This is a genomic window from Paenibacillus plantiphilus, from assembly GCF_927798095.1.
Taxonomy (GTDB): Bacteria; Bacillota; Bacilli; order Paenibacillales; family Paenibacillaceae; genus Paenibacillus_Z; species Paenibacillus_Z plantiphilus.
This window is the reverse complement of sequence record NZ_CAKMMF010000022.1, coordinates 50,819-74,235: the sequence shown is the minus strand read 5'-3', so window position 1 is coordinate 74,235 and position 23,417 is coordinate 50,819. Positions and strand designations below refer to the sequence as shown.

25 protein-coding genes are annotated in these 23,417 nt (G+C 50.1%); 20 read left to right on the top strand and 5 right to left on the bottom strand.

Going from position 1 to position 23,417, the window contains the following annotated elements:
• Positions 1 to 104: 104 nt before the first annotated feature.
• The 6 genes from L6H65_RS18365 (at position 105) to thiI (ending at position 5,826) form a co-directional block, all read left to right on the top strand.
• Positions 105 to 605 carry a YpuI family protein gene (locus L6H65_RS18365; protein WP_236344111.1) on the top strand — a complete coding sequence of 167 codons (501 nt, stop codon included), beginning with the start codon at positions 105 to 107 and terminating at the stop codon, positions 603 to 605.
• Between the two features lie 53 nt (positions 606 to 658).
• The gene (locus L6H65_RS18360; protein ID WP_236344110.1) at positions 659 to 871 is read left to right on the top strand and encodes a DUF1540 domain-containing protein; all 213 of its coding nucleotides are present in this window, start codon (positions 659 to 661) and stop codon (positions 869 to 871) included.
• A gap of 8 nt (positions 872 to 879) precedes the next feature.
• Complete coding sequence (locus L6H65_RS18355) at positions 880 to 1,260, top strand: hypothetical protein (RefSeq protein ID WP_236344109.1); 381 nt, start codon at positions 880 to 882, stop codon at positions 1,258 to 1,260.
• Between the two features lie 1,309 nt (positions 1,261 to 2,569).
• Positions 2,570 to 3,277, top strand: coding sequence for a lytic transglycosylase domain-containing protein (locus L6H65_RS18350; protein ID WP_236344108.1), 708 nt, complete (start codon positions 2,570 to 2,572; stop codon positions 3,275 to 3,277).
• A 54-nt stretch (positions 3,278 to 3,331) separates the two neighbouring features.
• Positions 3,332 to 4,609 (top strand): cysteine desulfurase family protein, encoded by a 1,278-nt coding sequence (locus L6H65_RS18345; RefSeq protein WP_236344107.1) that lies wholly within the window; start codon positions 3,332 to 3,334, stop codon positions 4,607 to 4,609.
• On the top strand, positions 4,606 to 5,826 hold the full coding sequence (gene thiI / locus L6H65_RS18340) for a tRNA uracil 4-sulfurtransferase ThiI (RefSeq protein WP_236344106.1): 1,221 nt from the start codon (positions 4,606 to 4,608) through the stop codon (positions 5,824 to 5,826). Before L6H65_RS18345 ends, thiI begins: the two co-directional genes overlap by 4 nt.
• Before the next feature lie 57 nt (positions 5,827 to 5,883).
• Here thiI and L6H65_RS18335 read toward each other — a convergent pair whose 3' ends face one another.
• Positions 5,884 to 6,591, bottom strand: a complete 708-nt coding sequence (locus L6H65_RS18335; protein WP_236344105.1) for a TerC family protein — start codon at positions 6,589 to 6,591, stop codon at positions 5,884 to 5,886.
• Between the two features lie 160 nt (positions 6,592 to 6,751).
• On the opposite strand from L6H65_RS18335, the gene L6H65_RS18330 reads away from it, so the two are divergent.
• The 7 genes from L6H65_RS18330 to L6H65_RS18300 all read left to right on the top strand — a co-directional run bounded on the left by L6H65_RS18330 (position 6,752) and on the right by L6H65_RS18300 (position 12,546).
• Positions 6,752 to 7,429 carry a TerC family protein gene (locus tag L6H65_RS18330; protein ID WP_236344145.1) on the top strand — a complete coding sequence of 226 codons (678 nt, stop codon included), beginning with the start codon at positions 6,752 to 6,754 and terminating at the stop codon, positions 7,427 to 7,429.
• A 104-nt stretch (positions 7,430 to 7,533) separates the two neighbouring features.
• Complete coding sequence (locus L6H65_RS18325; protein WP_236344104.1) at positions 7,534 to 8,019, top strand: hypothetical protein; 486 nt, start codon at positions 7,534 to 7,536, stop codon at positions 8,017 to 8,019.
• A 56-nt stretch (positions 8,020 to 8,075) separates the two neighbouring features.
• Positions 8,076 to 9,920 (top strand): translational GTPase TypA, encoded by a 1,845-nt coding sequence (typA, locus tag L6H65_RS18320; RefSeq protein WP_236344103.1) that lies wholly within the window; start codon positions 8,076 to 8,078, stop codon positions 9,918 to 9,920.
• A 32-nt stretch (positions 9,921 to 9,952) separates the two neighbouring features.
• Positions 9,953 to 10,240 (top strand): YlaH-like family protein, encoded by a 288-nt coding sequence (locus L6H65_RS18315; RefSeq protein ID WP_236344144.1) that lies wholly within the window; start codon positions 9,953 to 9,955, stop codon positions 10,238 to 10,240.
• A 440-nt stretch (positions 10,241 to 10,680) separates the two neighbouring features.
• Entirely contained in the window at positions 10,681 to 10,953 is a 273-nt protein-coding gene (locus L6H65_RS18310) for a hypothetical protein (protein ID WP_236344102.1), read from the top strand.
• A 14-nt stretch (positions 10,954 to 10,967) separates the two neighbouring features.
• The gene (locus tag L6H65_RS18305; protein WP_236344101.1) at positions 10,968 to 12,014 is read left to right on the top strand and encodes an LCP family protein; all 1,047 of its coding nucleotides are present in this window, start codon (positions 10,968 to 10,970) and stop codon (positions 12,012 to 12,014) included.
• A gap of 79 nt (positions 12,015 to 12,093) precedes the next feature.
• The gene (locus L6H65_RS18300) at positions 12,094 to 12,546 is read left to right on the top strand and encodes a PNPOx family protein (RefSeq protein ID WP_236344100.1); all 453 of its coding nucleotides are present in this window, start codon (positions 12,094 to 12,096) and stop codon (positions 12,544 to 12,546) included.
• A 54-nt stretch (positions 12,547 to 12,600) separates the two neighbouring features.
• Here L6H65_RS18300 and L6H65_RS18295 read toward each other — a convergent pair whose 3' ends face one another.
• The gene (locus L6H65_RS18295; protein WP_236344099.1) at positions 12,601 to 13,116 is read right to left on the bottom strand and encodes a YhcN/YlaJ family sporulation lipoprotein; all 516 of its coding nucleotides are present in this window, start codon (positions 13,114 to 13,116) and stop codon (positions 12,601 to 12,603) included.
• Between the two features lie 112 nt (positions 13,117 to 13,228).
• On the opposite strand from L6H65_RS18295, the gene L6H65_RS18290 reads away from it, so the two are divergent.
• The gene (locus tag L6H65_RS18290) at positions 13,229 to 14,560 is read left to right on the top strand and encodes a PhoH family protein (RefSeq protein ID WP_236344098.1); all 1,332 of its coding nucleotides are present in this window, start codon (positions 13,229 to 13,231) and stop codon (positions 14,558 to 14,560) included.
• Positions 14,561 to 14,562: 2 nt separating this feature from the next.
• Here L6H65_RS18290 and L6H65_RS18285 read toward each other — a convergent pair whose 3' ends face one another.
• A complete protein-coding gene (locus L6H65_RS18285) occupies positions 14,563 to 15,060 on the bottom strand; it encodes a hypothetical protein (protein WP_236344097.1) in 498 nt (165 codons plus the stop codon).
• A 146-nt stretch (positions 15,061 to 15,206) separates the two neighbouring features.
• Between L6H65_RS18285 and L6H65_RS18280 the strand changes: the two genes are divergently transcribed.
• The gene (locus L6H65_RS18280) at positions 15,207 to 16,520 is read left to right on the top strand and encodes an extracellular solute-binding protein (protein WP_236344096.1); all 1,314 of its coding nucleotides are present in this window, start codon (positions 15,207 to 15,209) and stop codon (positions 16,518 to 16,520) included.
• Here the strand turns inward: L6H65_RS18280 and L6H65_RS18275 are convergent.
• Positions 16,510 to 17,595 carry a coiled-coil domain-containing protein gene (locus L6H65_RS18275; RefSeq protein WP_236344095.1) on the bottom strand — a complete coding sequence of 362 codons (1,086 nt, stop codon included), beginning with the start codon at positions 17,593 to 17,595 and terminating at the stop codon, positions 16,510 to 16,512. The two genes, L6H65_RS18280 and L6H65_RS18275, sit on opposite strands and share 11 nt — an antisense overlap.
• Positions 17,596 to 17,698: 103 nt before the next feature.
• Between L6H65_RS18275 and L6H65_RS18270 the strand changes: the two genes are divergently transcribed.
• Positions 17,699 to 18,880, top strand: coding sequence for a class I SAM-dependent methyltransferase (locus L6H65_RS18270; protein WP_236344094.1), 1,182 nt, complete (start codon positions 17,699 to 17,701; stop codon positions 18,878 to 18,880).
• 82 nt (positions 18,881 to 18,962) lie between these two features.
• Here the strand turns inward: L6H65_RS18270 and L6H65_RS18265 are convergent, their stop codons facing one another.
• Entirely contained in the window at positions 18,963 to 19,199 is a 237-nt protein-coding gene (locus L6H65_RS18265; RefSeq protein ID WP_236344093.1) for a DUF2626 domain-containing protein, read from the bottom strand.
• 267 nt (positions 19,200 to 19,466) lie between these two features.
• Between L6H65_RS18265 and L6H65_RS18260 the strand changes: the two genes are divergently transcribed.
• The 4 genes from L6H65_RS18260 (at position 19,467) to bshC (ending at position 23,413) form a co-directional block, all read left to right on the top strand.
• A complete protein-coding gene (locus L6H65_RS18260; RefSeq protein WP_236344092.1) occupies positions 19,467 to 20,114 on the top strand; it encodes an RsfA family transcriptional regulator in 648 nt (215 codons plus the stop codon).
• A gap of 163 nt (positions 20,115 to 20,277) precedes the next feature.
• Positions 20,278 to 21,213: a ketopantoate reductase family protein gene (locus L6H65_RS18255; protein ID WP_236344091.1), complete on the top strand. Its 936-nt coding sequence runs from the start codon at positions 20,278 to 20,280 to the stop codon at positions 21,211 to 21,213.
• 22 nt (positions 21,214 to 21,235) lie between these two features.
• A complete protein-coding gene (locus tag L6H65_RS18250; protein ID WP_236344090.1) occupies positions 21,236 to 21,631 on the top strand; it encodes a DUF3397 domain-containing protein in 396 nt (131 codons plus the stop codon).
• 117 nt (positions 21,632 to 21,748) lie between these two features.
• Positions 21,749 to 23,413, top strand: a complete 1,665-nt coding sequence (gene bshC / locus L6H65_RS18245) for a bacillithiol biosynthesis cysteine-adding enzyme BshC (protein ID WP_236344089.1) — start codon at positions 21,749 to 21,751, stop codon at positions 23,411 to 23,413.
• The last annotated feature ends 4 nt before the right edge of the window (positions 23,414 to 23,417 follow it).

Below are 23,417 nucleotides of genomic sequence, written 5' to 3'. Positions count from 1 at the left end.
ACGGCCAATCTCAGCAAAGGACAGTACCATAAGACAGCATTTTGTGGTACGATGTTGGTGGTTTGATTTAAGTACTGTTCTGGATTACGAAAGGGGAACTACCTATGCCTTCGACAAATGTGAAGCCACTCACTGAATCTACTAGAAACAAATTAAAAGAAGCAATCGGCCAATTGGAAATATTTCTTAATCAGCACGCGCTTCCAGGGCTGACAGCAGAGGATAATGGCAATGAGGCGGAGCTTTTCTATAAAGGGTTGCTATCCGATCTGCGCCACTTGCTCGTTTTTTCGGAAGTCGCCTACGAAAAGCTGGGAGTTGCCTTGAGACGCCCCAATTTCGATATTGAATTCGCGGAGCGCGTACTTTATGAAGTGTATCATCAATGTGTGAATGCGTTCTATTACCCTAAGAATGAATGCTACTCCGAGGATGGTCGTTACGCTTATACCGGTCAGGATGCGATACGTTTCCGTTCGAAGCCGCTGCGTGTGGCGAAGGAAATCGTCATGACGGTATCTAAATTTTATGAAGAGCTTCGCGACGACCTCGCCTTCTATGAGAGCGACTACATGACCCAACGTCGTATGCAAGGACAAAAATAAGGCAAGCATAAGGCACCCCCGGTACGGGCAACTTGATACCGGGGGTGATTTTTATGCCGAAGGGCGTTAGCTGCAGCGTTGCCAACTGTTCCTATTGGGCGCAGGGCAACCAATGTGGCGCTGATCAAATTATGATCGACATCGACAGTCATTCGAAGGTGAATTTGGATTCCGAATTTGCTGGGGAGGAGTTTGGCTCTAACCATCAGGATACAGCTCCTGAATCTGCTGACACTTGCTGCCATACCTTTAAACCTAAGGAGTGATGAGTGACATGGGGCATCATTCAAGAAACGGCTCGCATAATGGCAAGAGGTCCGAACGTTCGCATAAGCCCGATAAATCTCATCAGGAAGAAATGGCAGCGGAGCTGGCGGTTCCAGGAGTGATGGGTAATGCCTCGGATGGCGAGCGTCGCGAGTATGCAAGGAAAGAAACGCGTTCAGCCGGAGTTGCTGTAGGCTGGGCTGGCTTGGCAATCGCGCTGATATCATGGTTCATATGGCCAGTACTGCTTGGGATATCAGCTGCTGTTCTGGGCTTTATTGCCTTTCGTCAAGGCAGCCGCGGTCTCGGCACATGGTCAATTACGCTAGGTCTTATCTCAGCGCTTGCTTATTTGATTCTTATTCCGCTTTATTATGCTTTGACCTGATTCAGCACAACACATCGTACAGCGGTGTGTTGTGCGAAGGGGCTGTCCCGCATGTAGGTATTAACTACAGAGGGAGAGCCTCTTTTTCTTGGCTGCTTCACCTTCACGGAATTTTGGAACGACTCTTTGACACCTAAAGGGGCAGCAAGGAACGTTCCTGCACCGACAGTAGCAACAGGTGCGGCCTGAAACCAGGCGTGACGCGGTTGTTGCGATTTGCTGGATCAGGTTTGAGCCGAGCTCTCAAGACATCGATAACGTCACCCCCAGATTGAAACTGGGAGCTGAAAGTTGCTGTCATTTTACGTATAAAATCAGGCTCTAGAGAGAGTCAGTCTGAGTCAGTCCAGATACGTCGCAGAAAGCTCATCGTTCATCTCCATAAGGCGGAAATACCGCGTTACAACTCAGAAAAACAGACCGAAGAGAGCTGTAAAGCTGAAAAACCATCTTACGGATGACAAAGCATCGGAGAATGCTCTTCGGTCATCTCCATAAGGCGGAAATACCGCGTTACAGCTCAGAAAAATGGAGCGATGAGCGCTGTAAAGCTGAAAAACCATCTTACAGATGACAAAGCATCGGAAAATGCTCTTCGGTCATCTCCATAAGGCGGAAATACCGCGTTACAGCTCAGAAAAATGGAGGGAGGAGCGCTGTAAAGCTGAAAAACCAGCTTACGGATGACAAAGCATCGCAGAATGCTCTTCGGCCATCTCCATAAGGCGGAAATACCGCGTTACAGCTCAGAAAAATGGAGGGAGGAGCGCTGTAAAGCTGAAAAACCAGCTTACGGATGACAAAGCATCGGAGAATGCTCTTCGGCCATCTCCATAAGGCGGAAATACCGCGTTACAGCTCAGAAAAGTGGAGGGAGGAGCGCTGTAAAGCTGAAAAACCATCTTACGGATGACAAAGCATCGGAGAATGCTCTTCGGCCATCTCCTTAGGCGAAGATACCGTGATATAGCTACGAATAGTAACGCGAGGCGCTACGTGAGGCGTGCTGGAAAAGAGTTGCAAGCCAGAAGCGAAGTGTCCCCGTCATGTTCCCGGTCATGTCCCGGTCATGTGGTCGACCGACCTCTGTCATGCAGCGAAACATCGTGCTGGGAGCTACACGCAGTGCGTGATTTTCTCAACAGCCTGATTTTACAGCAATGGAATGCATGCGAACTTCTTCGTTTATTTCTGCCATTTCGGCACATTGAAGCTAGGACTAATTACTCACTGGCGAATATGGGGAAAACGGTGTAAAATAAGATCAAAGGTTGTCAAATTTTGATTGCCAATATGATGGAGGCTTACAATGAGCATAGATCCGCAGATCATGAAAACGCTGCTTAAACTTCAATGGATGCAAAATCTTGATCGGAATGGCAGCACATCGAATGTGCTCTCTCCAGATAGTCAGGATGGATCTTCTTTATTTGGTTCAATGCTAAGCCAGCTTCTATCCGGCGCGACTTCAAGCGGCTTTGGATTGGATTCAGGGGATGCTCTTTTGACTTCCTCAGGTACTGATGCGCTTATGCCAATGTTCAAAGGTGTAATGCCGCCAGCTGCGACATACGAGTTTAGCCAGACAGGTGCAAGCGAAACGACGTATGATGAATATATTCAAACGGCTGCGGCCAAATACAACGTCGACCCAACGCTCATTAAAGCGGTTATTGATACAGAATCCTCATACAATCCCAATGCGGTATCGTCTGCAGGCGCCAAAGGCCTTATGCAGTTAATGGATGGTACGGCTCGTGGTCTGGGAGTAAGCAATCCATTTGATCCGGTGCAGAATATCAATGGCGGAACGCGGTATTTATCCTACTTGCTTGACAAGTTTAATGGGAATGTACAGGCTGCGCTTGCTGGTTATAATGCCGGTCCTGGCCGGGTTGACCGTCTTGGTATCCAGACGGATGCAGATGTAGCAGATAAGCTGCACCTGCTGCCTCAAGAAACGCAGAAGTATATTGCGAAAGTGATGAACGCTCAGGCGATGTATATCTTTTCCTAATCTATATTCAATCATAAACCAAACGAACAGATCGCGGGGAAAGTGCTGCGCTTCATGCAGACTTACATCGTTGATCTTTTTATTTTGCGGCAAAGGGGAACGTCGGGATCGATGATTTATTTTGACCATTGCGCTTCAACGCCTCCACATGAAGAAGTTATACGCACACTGTCAGAGGTGATGCTGCTGCACTACGCCAATCCTTCCTCTTTGCATCGCAGCGGGATGGAATCGAGAAAGCTGCTCCAGCGTTCAAGAGGTCTTATTGGGGAGCTATTTCATACGGACGCGAAGGAATGGGTTTTTACTTCCGGTGGCACAGAGAGCAACAATCTGGCCATAGTCGGTGCGGCACGCCGCAGCAATGCGCGAGGCAAGCACGTGATAACATCGGCAATTGAGCATCCATCTGTATATGATGCATGTAAGAAGCTGGAGAGAGAGGGCTTCCGCATTACTTATCTGCCAGTGAATCGTGCAGGTTTTGTATCATTGAGCGATGTGGAGTCGGCATTGACAGAGGAGACTTCACTTGTCAGTATTATGCATGTCAATAATGAGGTCGGAGCTATTCAGCCCATTGAAGCGATCGGCTCGCTGTTGAAGGAGAAACGGAATGTTTACTTCCATGTCGATGGCGTGCAAAGTGTCGGCAAGCTGCCCGTTCGGCTGCGCGATTGGGGAGTGGACCTGTTCACGGCTTCTGCCCACAAGGTAAGAGGACCGAGAGGGGTTGGTCTGCTTTACGTCAGGGACGGTGTTCAATTGGAGCCGTTAATGGCGGGTGGAGGACAGGAAGACGGTCTGCGCCCGGGTACTGAGAACGTGGCGGCAATTGTAGCAGCTGCCAAGGCGTTCCGGATCGCCATGGGGGGCCAGAAGGAACGCCTCATGAGGATGAATGGGCTGCGCGATCGGCTCGTCCGCTGTGTTGGAGAGATTCCTGAGCTAGTGCTCAACGGACTCGGACTAGCATCCTCTGTGGCCGAGATGCCAGAGGCAGATGGGGCATCGAAGGGCGGTGGCATCTTGCAGGAGATGGCGCCTCATATCGTCAACTTCTCTTACCCTGGCATGAAGCCCGAAGTGTTTGTCCACATGCTGGAAAAGCATCGGATTCTGGCATCGACGAAGTCCGCTTGCTCCTCCAAGGATGACAAGCCCAGCCGTGTACTCCAAGCGATGGGACTGTCGCACGCGCAAGCCGCCAGCGGCATTCGCATCAGCTTCGGCGATGAGCATGGCGATGTGGAGCTGGAATGGCTTTGCCAGATGCTGCCGCTGGTCGTTAGCAAGCTCAAGCCGCTTGAAAGGAAGGGTCAACGAGAATGAATGCAGATATGATCTTGATTCGTTACGGCGAATTTACTTTAAAGGGACGCAATCGCGGCCAATTTGAGAGACGAATGCTGGACAAAGTTAAGCAGGTATTGGAGCCGTTCCCGAAGGCTGAGGTAACTCGTACATACGGCAGGCTGTATATTACTTTGCATGGCGAGCCCTATGAATCCATCGCGAAGGGTTTGAAGCATGTTTTCGGCATTCATTCCTTCAGCCCTGTCAGGCGAACCGAATCACAGCTTGAGATTATTCAGGAAGTATCGCTGGAGGTCATGCGCGCTCTTCCTAAAGCTCCCCGCACTTTCAAGGTGTCTGTACGTCGTGTTGAGAAGTCATTTCCCTATGATTCCCCTAAGATGAATCATTTGGTGGGATCGCATGTGCTTCGTGCATTCCCTGATCTGAAGGTCAATGTAAAAGAGCCTGAGATTGAGCTGCGCGTCGAGATTCAGCCGGAGGGCACTTATATTTTTAGCGAAATCGTGGAGGGTGCAGGAGGATATCCATACGGCACGAATGGAAAAGCCATGCTGCTGCTCTCGGGGGGCATAGACAGCCCCGTAGCAGGCTATCTGTCGATGCGCAAAGGCCTTGAGCTGGAAGCTGTGCATTTCCACAGCTACCCGTTCACAAGCGAGCAGGCCAAGGACAAGGTGATCGAGTTGACGAGGCGGCTATCGCATTACAGCGGTGTTCCGCTCAAGCTGCACATGGTATCCTTCACGGAAATTCAAACGGCACTCGCAGCTTGCAATCAGGAGCCGCTAATCATTACACTCATGCGCCGGTCGATGCTGCGAATTGCCCAGGGACTGGCGGAGCAATCCGGTGCGCTCGGCATCGTTACGGGAGACAGTCTGGGACAAGTGGCGAGCCAAACACTAGGCAGCATGAATGTCATCGGCAGAACAACCGACCTGCCGCTGCTGCGACCGCTAATTATGATGGATAAGAATGATATTATCCGTATAGCGGAGGAGATTGGGACTTACGAAACCTCTATACTGCCGTATGAGGATTGCTGTACGTTATTTGTACCCAAATCCCCGACGACAAATCCGAATTTAAAGGTAGTTCAAAAAATTGAAGCTTATATTCCAAGACTGGATGAAATGATTGCAGAAGCTATAGCCAGTGTCGAGACCATTGTGGTGGCTCCAGGATCGAGAGCATCCGCAGAAGACGCTGGGCAGGACGATTGGTTCTAATGGGACAGGTACGAGTAAATAATCGCGGATAATCGTGAGAAAGAACAAAGAGAACCGTCAGGGCGAACTTCCCTGACGGTTCTTTTTATTTGCAATCATCCGCAGTCGTAAATTGTTCTTCCATAACCCTGCGACGATGATGAGTATGATGACGAGAACCATGAACGACCATTTGAAAAGTGGGCTGCTCTGGAAGAAATGCTCGATCTTCGGCTCGTGAGTTATCATTTTGGCTGCCGTGTATGCCAGTACTCCTGAGCCCAGATAGACGATCCAAGGAAATCGGTTGATGACTTTAATGAACAGCGTACTGCCCCAAACGACAATCGGAATGCTGATAATGAGGCCGAGTATGACAAGCAAATAATTGCCATGGGCCGCGCCAGCGACCGCTATAACATTGTCCAAGCCCATGGCGGCATCGGCAATAATAATCGTGCGTATTGAAGCCCATAGTGTTTGGCCAGGCTTGATGTTCTCGTGGCTGTTCTCATCTACAAGCAGCTTATATGCAATCCATAAGAGAAGGATGCCTCCAACCATCAGCAGCCATGGAATATCAAGCAAGTAGACGACGAGTATTGTCGCGACTGCACGAATACCGACTGCACCGATCGTTCCCCAGATGACAGCGCTCTTCTGCTGATGATGAGGCAGGTTCCGGGCAGCGAGTCCAATGACGATCGCATTGTCGCCTGCAAGGATGAGGTCTATAAAGACGATCGTGGCCAGTGAGGATAAAAACGCCAGCGATAATATTTCCATCTGCCTGTCCCTTCCTTTCATATCTAATAGATGTGCTCGTTCTATGCATACGCTTCCGGGCGTGCAAGCATTCGTGTTATTTGACAATCATATCGGCGGGGACTTGGACATACATGTTGGATAAGCGTGTTTTTCAAGATACGCTTACTACTTGCCGCGGATGGAGGCGGAGCAACTGGACAACCTGCTTGTTTTTATTCAAATCGTGTTTATCAATGTGCTGTTAAGCGGAGACAACGCTATCGTCATTGCGCTCGCCAGTCAGCAGCTTCCGCCCTCCCAGCGCAGCAAGGCAGTTTGGTGGGGCACGGCGGCAGCTGTTTTGCTGCGCTGCTTGCTTACCCTTGTAGCCATCACACTGCTTGAGATTCCGTTCCTGCAGGCCGCTGGAGCCTTGATGCTCTTTATTATTGCTGTGAAGCTGGTGAGCGATGCTGCGGGAAGGAGCGGAGACGAGAGCCATCAGATTCGCAAATCGGTCTCCATTAGCGGAGCAATCCGCACCATTGTAGCTGCTGATTTTGTTATGAGCCTGGACAATGTGCTGGCTATTGCAGCGGTGGCAGAAGGCGAGCCCGTTCTTATGTTGCTCGGAATCGCGCTTAGCATACCTATGATTATTTGGGGCAGCCATGTGCTGGGCAGCCTGCTTCACCGGTTCCCATTCCTTGTTTATATAGGCGGAGGCTTGCTTGGCTTCGCGGCAGGGGATATGCTGGTGCACGATCCGGGAATTGCGAGAATATGGCTGCAGTCCTATTCCGCTGCGCTCGAAGCCATTCCGTTATTATGCGTTCCGCTCGTCATTATTGCAGCGCTTATCCGCCCTCGAAGCTGAAGGGCGGTATTTTTTTTGTGGAAATAGCCCATGGCACTGGTTTTTTGTCCGTCGTTCCTTTAAACTAGTAATGATAAAAAAGTGTCGAGAGAAGGGAATTTCGCATGTCGAAAAATCAATACGCTGTCGGCTTACTGTTTCTTGCTGTCGGCCTTGTCATTTTGCTTGGGAAGTTGGGCCTGTTTGCTTTTATAGGAACGAACATCTGGCCGCTTTTCGTGCTTATTCCCGGTATTTTAATGCATGTGCTGTTTTTCGGTCGGTTGCTGCCTGCTTTTATGCTGATTCCGGGCGCAATTTTAACGATTAACGCCTTAATATTCTTTTTTTGCATTGCATTCGGATGGAGCTATATGCAATTCATGTGGCCCTTTTTTATTTTAGGGGTCGCGGTTGGATTGTACGAATATCATCTGTTTGAAATGTCACACCCGAAATTTCCACTGACGGTCGCAATTATTCTTGCTTTAGTTGCGGCATCCTTTTTTGTCATCATGGTATTCTGGGGTTGGGGGATGTACATCATTGCAGCAGGGCTTATCGTCGCAGGAGGATGGATGATGACAGCCGGAAGGCGAGCTCGCTGGTGACACGGTTTACGGTTTTAAAGGATCAGACAATAATATAAGTGGAGTGGATAATTACAATGCAAGCCAGAGAAAATTTACGTAATATCGCAATCATCGCGCACGTTGACCACGGCAAAACGACACTAGTCGATAAACTGCTGCAGCAATCCGGAACATATCGCGATAACGAAGCTGTCCAAGAAAGAGCAATGGACTCCAACGATCTGGAGCGGGAGCGCGGTATTACCATTTTGGCCAAGAACACTGCAATTACGTACAAGGATTATTTGATCAACATTGTGGATACGCCTGGACATGCTGATTTCGGCGGAGAAGTAGAACGGATTATGAAGATGGTTGACGGTGTGCTGCTGGTCGTTGACGCGTTTGAAGGCTGTATGCCGCAAACGAAGTTCGTGCTGCGCAAGGCGCTTGAGCATCAGCTTACGCCAATCGTTGTATTGAACAAAATCGACCGTCCGAACGCACGTCCATCTGAAGTGGTTGACGAAGTGCTGGACCTGTTCATCGAGCTCGGCGCTAATGATGAGCAGCTTGATTTCCCTGTTGTGTACGCATCTGCTCTGATGGGTACGTCGAGCTATGACCCGGATAAGCAGGATGAGGATATGCATGCGCTGTACGAAACGATTGTCAGCCATATTCCGTCCCCGACAGAGAATGTCGACGCATCGCTTCAATTCCTTGTAACTCTTCTGGACTACAATGAATATATGGGCCGTATTGCGATCGGTCGCGTTAACCGCGGCATTATCCGCCAAGGGCAGACGGTAGCTGTTATGACGCGCGAAGGCGCGACCAAGCAAGCGCGTATTGAGAAGCTGTTCGGATTCCAGGGGTTGAAGCGTATTGAGGTCGAGCAGGCTGGCGCGGGCGATATCGTTGCCATTGCTGGTATTCGCGAGATTAACATTGGGGAAACGATTGCTGATCCGGCTAACCCAGAAGCGCTGCCAGTTCTGAAGATCGACGAGCCGACATTGCAAATGACGTTCCTCGTTAACAACAGTCCATTCGCAGGACGCGAAGGCAAATGGGTAACCTCCCGCAAGCTGCGCGAGCGTCTGTTCAAAGAGTTGGAGACAGATGTAGCGCTTCGTGTTGATGAGACCGAAAGCCCGGATGCATTCGTCGTCTCTGGCCGTGGTGAGCTTCACCTTAGTATTCTGATTGAAAACATGCGCCGTGAAGGCTTTGAGCTTCAAGTTTCCAAGCCTGAGGTTATCGTTAAAGTAGAAGATGGCGTCAAAATGGAGCCATATGAGCGTCTGCTGATCGATGTGCCGGAAGAGAGCACAGGCTCTGTCATGGAAAGCCTTGGCTCGCGCAAAGCCGAGATGGTCAATATGATCAACAATGGAACGGGCCAAGTCCGTCTAGAGTTTATCATTCCAGCTCGCGGCTTGATTGGCTACCGCACACAATTCCTGACGCTGACGCGCGGTTATGGAATTATGAACCATGCATTTGACAAGTACGGCCCGCTTGCAGGCGCTTCGGTTGGCGGTCGTCACCAAGGCGTATTGGTTGCCAGTGAGAATGGTACGAGTACGTTCTACGGCATGCTGGGAGTAGAGGATCGCGGAATTCTGTTCCTTGAGCCAGGTGTAGAGATATATGAAGGCATGCTCGTTGGCGAGCACAATCGCGACAGCGATATTATCGTCAATATTTGTAAGGAAAAGCAGCTTACGAACGTACGCTCCGCGTCCAAGGATGACACGGTTCGTCTGAAAACGCCGATTCTGTTCTCATTGGAGCAGGCGCTGGAATATTTGAACGATGATGAATATTGCGAAATCACCCCTAAATCGATCCGTTTGCGCAAAAAGCTGCTCAACAAGAGTGAGCGCGAGCGTGCGGACAAACAGCGCAAGCAGGCAGCTCAATCGGGCGTATAAGCAATTGAAGGAACGAAGGGAGGATGAACAAGGTGCAGGATTGGTTTCAAGCTCACCCCATCATCTCGTATATTTTGATCCTATGCTTGACAATGTATATCTTCAATGCGGTATTCCGTGTACAGCGGCTGCCGCTTATTAAAGAAATAATGGTCCATCTTGTTATGGCGATTGGAGCATTCGTGCTGTTCGTTCTGCAGATTGACAAGCTGCCGATCATTCAATGCATGTCCGTGGCGGTAGCGATGATGCTCATGCTGCGCGGCCGCCAGCTCTACGACAAGTGGAAGGGCAGAGGGAAAAACACGAAGACTACGTAAGTTAAGCCGCTGCGGGTACGGAGGGTTCTTACGATCGCTGTTAAAGCCCGATTTCTTCATTGTAAAGTGATGAAAGGTTGAAATCGGGCTTTAAAGGCGAACACTACGTTTCTTCAGAATCCCTCCGACCCTCCGCTTTTGTTCTTACGTAAAGTCAACCTTGTTTTTAAGAAAGAGATGCAAGGGAATTATCAAACTTTATAACCAATAAGTTTGATGTTGTTGTTAGTAGTGTAGAGGATATGACGCGTTAAATAAGATGTGGAGCAGCAAGCGGGCGGAATCGTTCTGGAGAAGCGCAGCGTTCGCCTTTGTTCCCGGATTTCAACTGTTCAAGTTGATAATCAATGAAGAAATCCGGGAACAACAGCGATCGGAAGAACGATCCGCCCGCCCAGCGCTCCATAAATTTTTACCGGAGTATAAACGGAGGTGTGGTCATGCGTCTCGACGATGCGCTGTTCAATTGGCTTCAGATTCAAATCGTTGCGGATGCGAGGCCGGATGACCAGGCCGCTATAGATACCCGTGATTTTTTTCTACAGATCTTAACAGAGGATCATGGTCTGACGAGTATATCCGTTGATCGGGTAGACGATACGATGATACATATCCGTTACGAACGGGAAGGGCGCAGCAAAGTACAGATGATCCCGCGCGAAGCGGGAGAACAGCTGCTCAGCGACATTGACGCGAACCCGAAATATAATTAACGAAGGTGAATGCGATGAGCAACAAATCTTCTTTGCCGCCACGATCTGCATCACGAGGCGCCAAGGGATCTAGTGGCTCCAAGCCTCCCAAGAAACCGGCTCGCTGGTTTCGGCGCTTCATGTTTCTGCTGCTGCTGATTCTTATTGGTATTGCCGCTTATCTTGGTTACCTGTATAAGGAGTCCAAGGAAGCGATTCAAGTGATAACTTCGGACGCCGATCCGACAATTGTCATTCCTGAGGATCAGTCAGTGAAGGTGAAGGGTGTAACGTTCCTGCTGATGGGCATCGACACACGCAAGGAAACGGGAAGCTTGAATACGGACGTCATGATGATAGCATCCTTTAATCCGAATACGAAGTCGGCGACAATTGTGTCTATCCCGCGAGATTCCAAGATTGAGCTGGATGGGTACAAAAGCCGGAAAGCGAATGCCTATTATGCGAACTTCCTAAGCAGTGCGAAGAACGATGGCTTGAAGAACAAGGAAGCGGAGCAGAAGGCCAAGCAGGATCTGCGCAAAATGTTCGGGAAGTACTTCGATATCCCGATCGATTATACGGCAACGATCAATTTCCAAGGGTTCGTCGATATCGTCGACGCGGTTGGAGGGGTTGAAGTTGATGTTGATATGAACATGCGTTACGTGGACAATGCGGACGGCACGAATATTAATCTGACCAAAGGCCGTCATACACTTCATGGCGATGATGCGCTTGATTTCGTGCGTTACCGCAAATCTAACGATGGCAACAACATGTCAAGCGATTTTGACCGTAATAAACGTCAGAGTCAAGTGATTGCAGCGATTACAGATGAGCTGAAGTCGGTCTCCAGCGTTACGAATATTTTCAGTGTTCTTGAAGCTGTGGGCAACAATATGCGTATGGATATTCCGGCAAGCGAAGTTGAGAATATGATGTTTACCTATTTCAGAATGGGCCGGAGCGACATTACATTTATCCCGCTTGAGGGCAAATGGAGAAGTCCTTACGTCAGACTGGAAGAAGATAAGCTGCAGGCTGCCAAGGCTGCTCTTCAAGCAAAACTGGCGGAATGACCTGTGGTGGATCGATCCTGGCTATGTTATAATATTGGCATCGGAGCGCTCTAAACCATGTATGCGAGGAGGCCAGCGAATGACCGAACCCGTCACGACACTGTCCGAAGATTTATTCAGTCAATTACAGAAGGAATCGTTCGTTCTATTGCATACGACCGATGTGGACAGCAGCTCGCCAACGTCGAGCGCTATTTCATGGGTTTATGCGCCTAATGACTCGACACTCCGTTTCGCGATTGACGGCCGTTCGAGGCTCAGCGCGAATATGTCTGCTCATGCAGGAGTAAGTGTTACTGTGTTTGCGCCTGGAACCGTACAAACGATTTACGGCAGGGCCAAGCTCGTTACAGACGCGCTTCAGGACGTACCCTTCAAACTGGTATGCTACGACATTGAGATTGATGTTGTCCGCGATGCGATGTTCTACGGCGCTCGCTTGTCCACATTGCCTCAGTATGAGAAAACATACGACAAGCGAGCCGCTGAGAAACTGGACGGCCAAGTGTTTGCCGCCATGAAGAAAGCCTAGTGAATATTCACTAGGCTTTTTGTGATCTTATGGGGTTCTCGCCTTTACAAAAACTTATTTGGATCGCGGTTCGGTTCTAGGTTTCGTATCACGCGGCATCTGAGGAACGATACGTCCGATGATATCAGCCATCTCCTCAGCGAATCCGCTAATTGGACGGCCGCGCTGAAAGTCCTTGCGAACCTCCTGCAATCGATTGGACAAATCAATATCTGCAGTTACCAGCGCATTAATGCCATAGGGATCCTTGCGCAGTGCTTCAGCAACCGCATATTTGATTGTACCCACTCGCGAGCGTTCCAAAGTGCCATTGACATTAATACCGACAATTGCGGTATTCTGGAACACAACACAATGTGCGCTCTTTACGCCGGGAACATGCAGCGCCAATGATTCCAGATGAGCGGCGACCTTCTTCGAGTCTTTAATGGTTTCCTTGCGTGGAGCGCTCTGCTGCGCGCGCACACGCTCATCATTCTGTGGAGAGGGTGATGTCTCATTGCGAGCGACAGTACCGCAGCCTGTCGCCAGCAAGCAAAGGACAACAGCCGATACTAGCCGCTTGCGCATTATGGCCACCTGACCTTTCCTTATCGCATTGTCTGTTCGAGTATAGGTTGCCCTAAGCGGGTTTCACTATGTATGCCTTTGAAACGAAATTCCAGCGCCAGGAGGGATTAAGATGAAGAAAATATTTGTACTCGATACGAATGTGCTCTTACATGACCCGCAAGCGATAACAGCATTTGACGATAATGAAATTATTATCCCCGCAGTGGTGTTGGAAGAGATTGATTCGAAGAAAAGGCTGGCCGACGAATTGGGGCGCAATGCGCGCTCTGTTTCCAGACTGCTTGATCATATGCGTGAAAGCGGACGCCTCCATGAAGGAATTGAGCTGGATAATGGGGGGCTGCTGAAGGTGGAGCTCAACCATCGAAGCTTCGTGCGGCTGCAGGAAATGTTCGGGGAAATGTCTAACGACAACCGGATTCTCGCCGTAGCTTTGAATTATCATCTGGAGGAGCAGGAGAAGGAGGCGCCCAGACCGGTCGTCATCGTCAGCAAGGATGTGCTTGTTCGAATCAAGGCTGATGTGCTCGGCTTGAGCGCTCAGGATTACTTGTCGGACCGGGCGGTCGTTCCTTCAGAGGTGTATGCTGGTTATTTGACGCTGTTTGTCCATCCGGCCATCATAGATGAATTTTATACGTATCGGTTTTTGACCGTTAAAAATATGAATCTTGCGACTGTGCTTTATCCGAATGAATTTGTTATTCTGCGCGATGAGATGGGCACGTCCAAATCTGCTCTGCTCAAGGTTAGCGGAGACGGAACGAAATTGGAGCCGCTTTATTTGAGCAATGATCCTATCTGGGGCATTACGGCCCGCAACGCACAGCAGAGAATGGCGCTTGAGCTGCTTCTAAACGACGATATACCGCTCGTAACGCTGACAGGCAAGGCAGGAACAGGCAAGACGCTGCTGGCGCTGGCAGCCGGCCTTATGAAGGTCGAGGATGAGCATAAGTACAAGAAGCTGCTTATTGCCAGGCCAGTTGTTCCTATGGGCAAGGATATCGGATATTTGCCGGGTGAGAAGGAAGAGAAGCTAAGGCCTTGGATGCAGCCGATCTATGACAATCTGGAGTTTCTGTTCGATACGAAGAAATCTGGTGACATCGATAAAATATTAATGGGACTTGGCAGTATACAGGTGGAGGCTCTGACCTATATTCGCGGCCGTTCGATACCAGGGCAGTTTATTATCATTGATGAAGCGCAGAATCTGACCCGGCATGAAGTGAAAACAATCGTCTCGCGGGTTGGAGAGGGCAGCAAAATCGTGCTCATGGGCGATCCGGAGCAGATTGACCATCCGTATCTGGATGCCATAAGCAACGGTCTTACGCATATTGTAGAGCGGTTCAAGCAGGAGGGCATAAGCGGCCATATGACGCTTGAGAAGGGAGAGCGCTCCAAGCTCGCCCAATTGGCCGCTGATTTGCTGTAGCATTATAGGACAGAATGACACTTGCACTTGTACGCACGGGCTATGCCTTGAATAAGCTCAATCTGATGACGGTCAACAGCAAGCAGCTGCTGGCCGTCTTCTTGCGATTGTGCGGCTGCAATTGCATGCTCCTCTGCCTGCAGCAGTGCCGAGGGCAGATCGGACTCAGGACCCTCAGCAGATATCGCGACGATAGCGGCGAGTGCAAGATCGAGATAATGATTGCCGAAGCGAGTTTGCAGTCCATAGTCCGTGAACAGCCGGTCGCTTAGCTTCCAAGCACCATCCAATTGCAGCCAGATTCCTCGGTCACACTCGACCCGGTAGCGCTCTGCGAAGGTTTCGACCGCATCGGCGTCTGCGGCGCTTTTCACGAACAACAGTGTTTTGTCCCGATCGACAACTGTTACGGTATTTGCAATTCCTTTTACAATTTGCGCGTAATAGCCCGGCAGCTTGTCGTCCGGCAAATGAAGCTCAACGCTGTACAGTGGTTGCATGCGGCGTTCTCCCACCTTATCCTTGTTACCGTTCATTATGACGGAAGAAGGCGGGGGAAGCAATGAGCTTCCCAAATGACAGGCGACAAGACAGCGCTTTCTTGCTACAATGGATATTAGGTCAAAAGTTGGAAAGGAAGGGAAAGGTGGCACGCAGGAAATACATGCTGTTTCTAATGGCCCTGTTCACGATATGCGGTGTGCTGCTTGTCCAGATGCTTGGCAGCTCTGGTTCAATGAAGGCGACCTTGGAGGGTATTCCATATGAATATCAGCCGCAGAGGCTTGATAATGTCCATGATGAAGCTGCACCGATTCAAGTTGCTGTCTCTATGGATGATCGCGAATTTCAGTATTGGGAAAGAGTCAATATAGAGATCGGGAATGAATATCCCGATTTGGAAGTTGAACTAACCAATTTCAATAAAGACGAAGCATATGAGTCCTGGCTGCAATCAGCTCAGTTGGGCGGGTCATTTGATATTATAGTAATGGATAATCATCTGGTACAGGAGTTCGCGGTGAATGGCTTCCTGCTGCCGATGGATGATCTGTATGCAAGAGACTCGCTCGTCGACCATTTGAAAGCGCTAACAGAACCGCTTCTTTGGAATGGATCGATTTGGGGAGTGCCAGTGGACAGCGATCCGATTGTGATGGTCTGGAACCAGGAGCTGCTGAATATTGTCGGGCAGAAGCCTCCTGCAACTTGGGAGGGCTTTCATTCCTTGTTCACCGGGATGAGTAAGTCGAATCCTTCGTTGAAAGCGGTCAATATGCACACAGGCAGCGCTGCGCATATGGCAGCCTGGCTGGGTGCTTTCACGGGTTCTATTGCAGAATCGGCTAATCTGTCTCTGTTCAACGACGTTATGAAGGCGCAGATCAGATTTGCGCTGATGGAGTCTTCGAGTCTTGATCCGGGTCATGAGAAGGCGGAGCTTCTTCAACAGTTCCGAGACGGCAATCTGCTCTCGGCTGTTATGCCTTGGTCGCAGTATAAGCAGTTGTCTGGCGAGGAGCTGAACGGGATGAATGTAGTTTCAGGTGTTCCTTCATTTTCCTGGGATGGGGGAAGAAGCTTTGTCGTCATGTCTCAGACGAGCCAATTGCAGCGTTCACGTCAATGGATCAATATTATGACGACGTCTTCCCGTCAATTAGATCGTTACGGTGAGCTCGGCAAGCTTCCGACAAGACATTCTGTCTATACAAAGGAATATGTATCGAAACCGATTGTAAGTCGTCCGCCTAATTGGATTGTGGAGCCGTTGCAGCAGCCCGTGTTTAGACCTGACCCCTTGTGGTCGGAACGGTGGAAGAAATGGCAGCAGCTGTGGAGCAGTCCTATGCTTGGGCTCTCCAATGCGGAGCAGGCTGAGTACTTAATCAGGGAGTGGAATGGACAAGAGGGAAGAAAGCGGCGCCGTGAAGACGCCGCAGAAGGGGCTATAGACTAATGGAGAGCTTGACGATTAGCTTGCCCTCTTCGATGACGACAGATTTGGTCTTGAGAAAGTTAACGATCTTTCCAGGATAGAAGCCAAGATCGAATTCCTTCTCTAGCGACTGCTTCGTCGTATCCGGCAAGGCAAGCCCGTTGAATATGAGTTCATCGACATGGAACCGAATTCCGTTCTGGGGCTCTTCCTCTACGGTGTAATGACCGGATATCGTCACCTCCAGCCCATCCCGCTGGCCTGTAACGGTAACGGTATCCTGCTTGAATTGAAAGGCGAAATTGTTGAACAGCTCATTCTGCTCGCGCAGAAATGCATTAAGTTCCGCTTCTTGCACCGTTAGTGTGTAGTTGAAGCCGTTGATTTCGAGCATGTCTTTATTGCCCTGAACCCAGCTTGGCATCTCCTTCATCGCACCGGCAAGAGCCTTGAAGTAGCGCTTCACCTCGTAGAGACCGACATTCTTCCAGAAGCCTGTAAGCTCTTCGATCATCAGATGCAGCCTGTCTGCATCTGATCGTCCGCTCAGCTTGTCATCTACATCCAGCTGCAGGGCAAGAACGCGCTGCCGCTGCGCGCTTAACCGAGTCTCGACCTCATCAAGCTGCCGGGATTGCTCTCCCAGCTCCTTGATGACTTTTTTTATGTCCTGGTATTGTTTCAAATAGCTGTTCAATGTATTGTGATCATTAGAAAAGATAATGTTAACATAGTCCATCATGGTGAAAAAATCCCGAAGGGAATGAGCCGAGAACAGCGCGTTTATAAGCACATTCCGGTCACCGGTATAATAGGAGCGAAGCACTCGGCCGACATCATCGCGCTGTGTGTCGATGACCTGTTCCTGCTGCACAAGCTCTTCATTGGACTGTTTCATCCGTGCCGCAACCAGCTGCTGCTGTTCGGCTATTCGATCAATTTCTTTGTCCAGCTCAACTAAAGAAAGGCTTTTCTCTAATATTTGTCTTACCTCTTCATCTTCGGGAGATTGGGCGAGGACGGGGAAGATGGTCAGCCAGACTGCAAGTGCGATTACCGCGCAAGACAGCGTCTGGCGGCGTATTATTTCTTTCACAACGGCTCCCCCTTCATCTCTTGTTGTATGGACTACTATATGTATGCAATCAATCTATTATATCTTGAAAAGGGAATTTTGTCCTTGCTTGGGAGGCGTTTTTATGGTGAGCGGCACAGAAGCTCTTGTGGAACGGATCAGGAGCCGGATAGAGCTGTCCGAATTTGCTGGCTGGTACATAGATCCGCTCGGAAGCAAGAGAACCGTCTCATGCATCAGCTTTCATAAATATATGGCTATGTGTCTCTATGACTTGGAGAGCGGTTATTACCGCTCGGGTGCGGTGCGAATAGGCAAGTCAGGCGATTTCTATACGAGCTCCGGTATTGGCAACGTATTGGGCGATAAGCTCGCATCTTATATTACTGGCCTTCTGGAATCGTATAATGGCTATGGGGATGTATCGGAATGGGGTGCAGGCACAGGCAGGCTATCCCGGCAAATTTTGAATGCGTGGCGCAAGCAGGGGGTATCATGGAGAGATCGAGGAGATATGACCTACACGCTTGTGGATGGCGATCCGGTCCATTTGGAAGAGGCGAGAAAGTCATTTGATGATGAGCAGCAGGATGAAGGGGTCTGGAAGCTGCGTTTCATGACTCCCGAGGAGGCCAATGCCGATGGCTGGGTCAGCAGCAAGCCTATGATCGTGCTTGCCAACGAGCTGCTGGATGCATTTCCTGTTCATCGCGTTGTGATGAAGGAAGGACAGTTGTGGGAGCTTGGCGTCTGCTATGAGCACGAGGGGGATGCGTCAAGCTGCTTCCGCTACGTATATATGCCGCTTTCAACGGAGAGAATTTGTAATTCATTGCATCGGGATGGAATTGAGCTGAGGGATGGACAAGAGGTGGAGGTTAATCTGGCAGCCGAGGATTGGATCGCTCAGCTTGGCGAGGGGATCAATGAAGGCGCAGTTATTCTAATTGACTACGGACATTCTGCAAAGGAGCTTGCCGCTCCCTATCGGATGAGGGGCACTCTGATGTGTTATCGGAATCATATTGCTCACGAGGACCCGTTCGTTTCAATCGGCGAGCAGGATATTACCGCGCATGTCAATTTCACAGCATGTGAACGAGCGGCGCTATCTGCAGGATGGAGAGTTGAATATTACGGCACGCAGCGGCAATTTCTACTGGATCAGGGGGTTCTGGACGATCTTATGCCGCATGATGGGAGCAATCCCTTCGGTGAGATCGCACGGCGGAACAGAGCCATCCGCCAGTTGCTTCTAGGGGACGGAATGAGTGAGACATTCAAGGTTATGGTGCTGCGCAAATGATCGGAGATAAGGAAAAAGGGCTGTTTCAGGTAGCTTGTCCCCTGAAACAGCCCTTTGTGTGTTTGGCTGTAATATGTGGTATTTAGAATGGGTTGCCCATTACAAAAACGGACCAATATGTGAAGCCAACAAATGATAACACCATATAACCCCAGAACATTAGGATGTAGGTTCTTTCGGAAAAGTTCAAATACCCTAACAAGACAAATGCGACTGTCTGGGCAAAGAACAAGATCGCCATCTCAGTCATGCCGCCGGCAAACGACATAAGAGCAATAACTAGCGTCCAAAAGCCGAGCACCCGAAACATGCGTGCCATGGTTTCATCCCCCTTCTTCAGTTTCGACCCGATTACTATTGCCAATTATAACGTTTACGGTAACGACTGTAAACCCAACAATCGTGACGAAATGACAAACTTTTTGACGAGTTTCAGAGCCATATTTCAAGTTTGCATCAATTGTCATCAAAACATGTATGAGCCATTAAAAAAATGGATATACAAATTAGTATCCGATAGATTCTATGAACTCTACCAAGTGCATAGAGATAAAGTAAGCGCCTAATGTTGGGAGGTTATGGTTGCATGACAGCAGTCAGACAAGATGCTTGGAGCCCGGATGATGATCTCATCCTGGCGGAGGTGACTCTCCGCCATATTCGGGAAGGCAGCACACAGCTTGCCGCTTTCGAAGAAGTAGGAGAGAAGATCGCGCGGACTTCCGCCGCATGCGGATTTCGCTGGAACAGCTGTGTCCGCAAGCGTTATGAAGATGCTATACAAATAGCGAAGCAGCAGCGGCAGAAACGTAATTATATGAAGAAGCAAGCGTATGTCGCAGCTCCTCATGTATCATCGGTCGGTACGATGGATGCGGAAGAGCGGACTTACAAGAGCGAGCCTATAACGGAAGAATCGTTCTCCATTGATACGGTTATTCGTTTCCTCCGTCAATGGAAAGGCACTTCTCAGGATTTGTATAGGCAGATCAAGACGCTTGAACGGGAGCTTCGCGAGAGGGAAGAAGAATTATATACGCTCAGGGAACAGAATGCGAAGCTTTCACTTGAGGTCAACAGTGTCCAAACGGATTATCGTACTGTTAATGATGACTACAAGACACTCATTCAGATTATGGATCGGGCGCGCAGATTAACAGTATTGACAGAAGAGGACGAGGCGAAGCCTCGCTTCAAAATGGATGCGAACGGTAATTTGGAACGCATTGAATAACGTTGCGGCACGCACTGCATGGGGTCGTCCATTAAGTAGATTGCTACTTAATGTGACGGCCCCATGTTTTTTACCAGGCTGAGGAAGGCTGTAACGCCTCGAAGTGTGTTGTAAAGTCTGGTAACATGGAGGCAGAAGCGCTAGAGGAAGGGAAGATTCACAATTGCGAATATGGATAGTTGGGGCAGGAGCAATCGGGCTTATGTACGCTTCCCGGCTCGCACGCGCCTCTGTGAACGTTACGATGCTGACACGAACAGCTGCGCAAGCAGAAGCGCTGGGCCGTAAAGGCATTTTATTCGAGGCATATGGTTCAGGAGCAAAGCATGCTGTTCCTGTACAGGCGAAGCCGATTGCAGAGCTCAGGGAAGTCGCAGAATCAGAGGATTGGATCTGGCTAACCGTCAAGCAAACGCATCTCACCGATGATTTGTTGACCGCCCTTGCAAGGCTAGGCTCCGGCGGCGCTTCAGTTCTATGCTTGCAGAACGGCATTGGCCATATGGAGAGACTTCGGGAAGCGCTCCCGGAAACACAGCTTTATGCCGCGATTTCAACAGAGGGCGCGCTCCGCACGAATGAAGCGGCGGTAAGGCATACCGGGGCAGGGGAACTCGTATTCGGAATGTGGCAGCAAGCGGCTGCAGAGACGTTGGCAACGCAAAAAATGTTGTTGGATATACTCGAAGCGGCAGGAATTGAAGGCTTGATGTCGAATGAGATGGTTAATCGTGTCTACCAAAAATTGCTGATAAATGCTGTCATCAATCCATTGTCGGCCATTTTCGGAGTAACGAACGGAGAACTGCCAGCCGATCCCGGCCGAAGACAGCTCATGGCCGCCCTTCACGCTGAAAGTGAAGCGGCACTGATTGCTGGAGGCATGAATGGAGACGGGGATGCTTGGGAACGGCTTCTTACCGTCTGCAGACGAACGGCGCGGAATGAATCCTCCATGCTTGCGGATGTGAAATCCGGTCGGATGACCGAAATTGATTCCATCAACGGAGGCATTGCCACGATTGCTAGAGAGCATGGTCTCAAGACACCGCTTAATGATGCACTGATCACAATAGTAAAAGCGCTAACATTGAACTGAATCGAAAGAGGGGCGGACCGTCATGCAATTGATTTGGGAGAGTATCAAACATGTCTATGCATCTCTGGCCGTCATTCCGATCGTTCCTTTTCTACTTATTTATTTCGGATATGGGGCCTATTCTGGAGATCGCAAGAAAGCGTTCCGTTTGGCAATGGATGTAACGACAGTGCTTCTGATCGGCTGTGTCGCCGTCCTGTTTAATCGTATTTTTGACAGCTCGTTCGGGCTGTATGGCATCATTCTCATCATGCTGCTGGGCGGAGGATTGCTTGGCAATGTGCAGTATCGCTCGAAGGGCAATGTAGATATGAAGCGGGTTGCGCGCGCGATTTGGCGGATGGGATTTTTTCTGATGGGCGTCTTTTACATACTACTTATGTGTATTGGAATTGGCAGCAGTCTGTTTACCGTCTAGAGGTGTGATCGTGCGGGCTCTTGCCTCCCTTTAAGGGGGGCGATTTTTTTTGACGGTGCGGCTGTCGTTGTGTACAATCAATAGCAGACGGAAAAGATAGAGAGGTTGAGGCTGCACATGGAAACTGAATCTGTTCAGCTGCCAATCGGCCAGCCACTGACGGAAGCATACATCAAGCGTTCCGACGTCCGTTTGGATTCGATATTCGGAAGCCATCCCGAAGCGGAGGGCGACTGGAAGCGCAGGCTTCAGTGGTTGAGAGAGCAAGCTGATTCTCGTGTGTCGCCGGACAAGCTGGCCCGCACGCTGAAGGAATATAATAAGCGGTTTAACTGGAGTCCCGCTGTAGCCCAAAGCATTGAGGCGCTCGCAGGTGGCGCGCCGGTTATCGTCGGTGGACAGCAGGCTGGACTGTGGACAGGCCCGCTTCTGGTTATACATAAAGCAGTATCGATTATACGCGCGGCAGAGGAAGCGTCGCGAAAGCATGGGGAGACGGTTGTGCCGGTCTTCTGGATTGCCGGTGAGGATCATGATTGGGATGAAGTCAATCATGCATTGCTTCTGGCTCGGGATTATGGGATGGACAGAATCGCAATAGACCGTCCTGAAGGGGCTAGACGATCTGTAAGCCAGACAGTCCTGACTCAGGAATGCATGGCTGCGGCTATCGCGCAGTTGAGCGCTGCGCTTGAGGATACGGCGTTCAAGCCGGAGCTGCTTGAGCGGCTGACGCTGTATGCGAAGCAATCACAATCATTGTCCGACTGGTTCGCTCACATAATGGGATGGCTGTTCGGCGCGCAAGGCCTCGTGCTGCTGGATGCCGATGATCCTGATCTGAGACGTCTGGAAGCTCCGATGTTCAAAGCGTTGATTCAGCATAATGATAAGCTTGAGGATGCCTATCTGAGAGGTGCGCAGGCGGTTCAGGAATGCGGCTATTCGCAGCAAGCGGAGGTTGTGCCGGGAGGCGCTAATTTATTCATTTACCGCGGGGCGCAGGATGGTATTGATCGGAATGACGCGGAAGGCGAGCGAACCTTGCTCTTCAAGCGGGACGGCCGCTTCGAGAATCGCAGAGGGACGGTCTCCTGGACGAAGGACGAGCTGCTTGCCATTGCAGAATCGGCCCCTGAGCGACTGAGCAACAATGTGCTGACACGGCCGCTTATGCAGGACTATGTGCTGCCTGTGCTTGCAACTGTGCTGGGTCCTGGCGAGATCGCCTACTGGGCATTGACCGCCGAAGCATTCCGCGCTCTGCATATGCAGATGCCGATTGTTGTGCCTCGCATGTCATTTACCTTTGTTGAAGGTACGGTGGCGAAGCATATGATGAAATACGGTCTGACCTTCGAGGATGTCGCATGCCGATTCTCCGCGATTAGAGAAGCATGGCTGTTGAAACAGGATGAATTTCATATTGAAAGTCGGTTTGCTGAAGCAAAGGAGAAATTCGCAGATCTTTACGAACCGCTGCTTGAGATGGTATCATCTGTGCAGGCAGGATTATCCGATCTTGGCCAAAGAAATAAGGCAAAGATTCTAGAGCAGATTGCATTCCTTGAATCGCATACGAAGGAGGCTCATGCTATACGTTTCAACGCAGGCCTCAGACAGCTGGATCGCATTGCTCTGTCACTCTGGCCGGAAGGCAAGCCGCAGGAGCGGACTGTCAATGCGGCGGTGTATTGGAATCGATATGGAAGAGCGTGGCTGCAGCGGTTGCTGGAGGCTCCCTTCGATATTCGCGGAGGCCATCGATTAATCTATCTATAGAAGG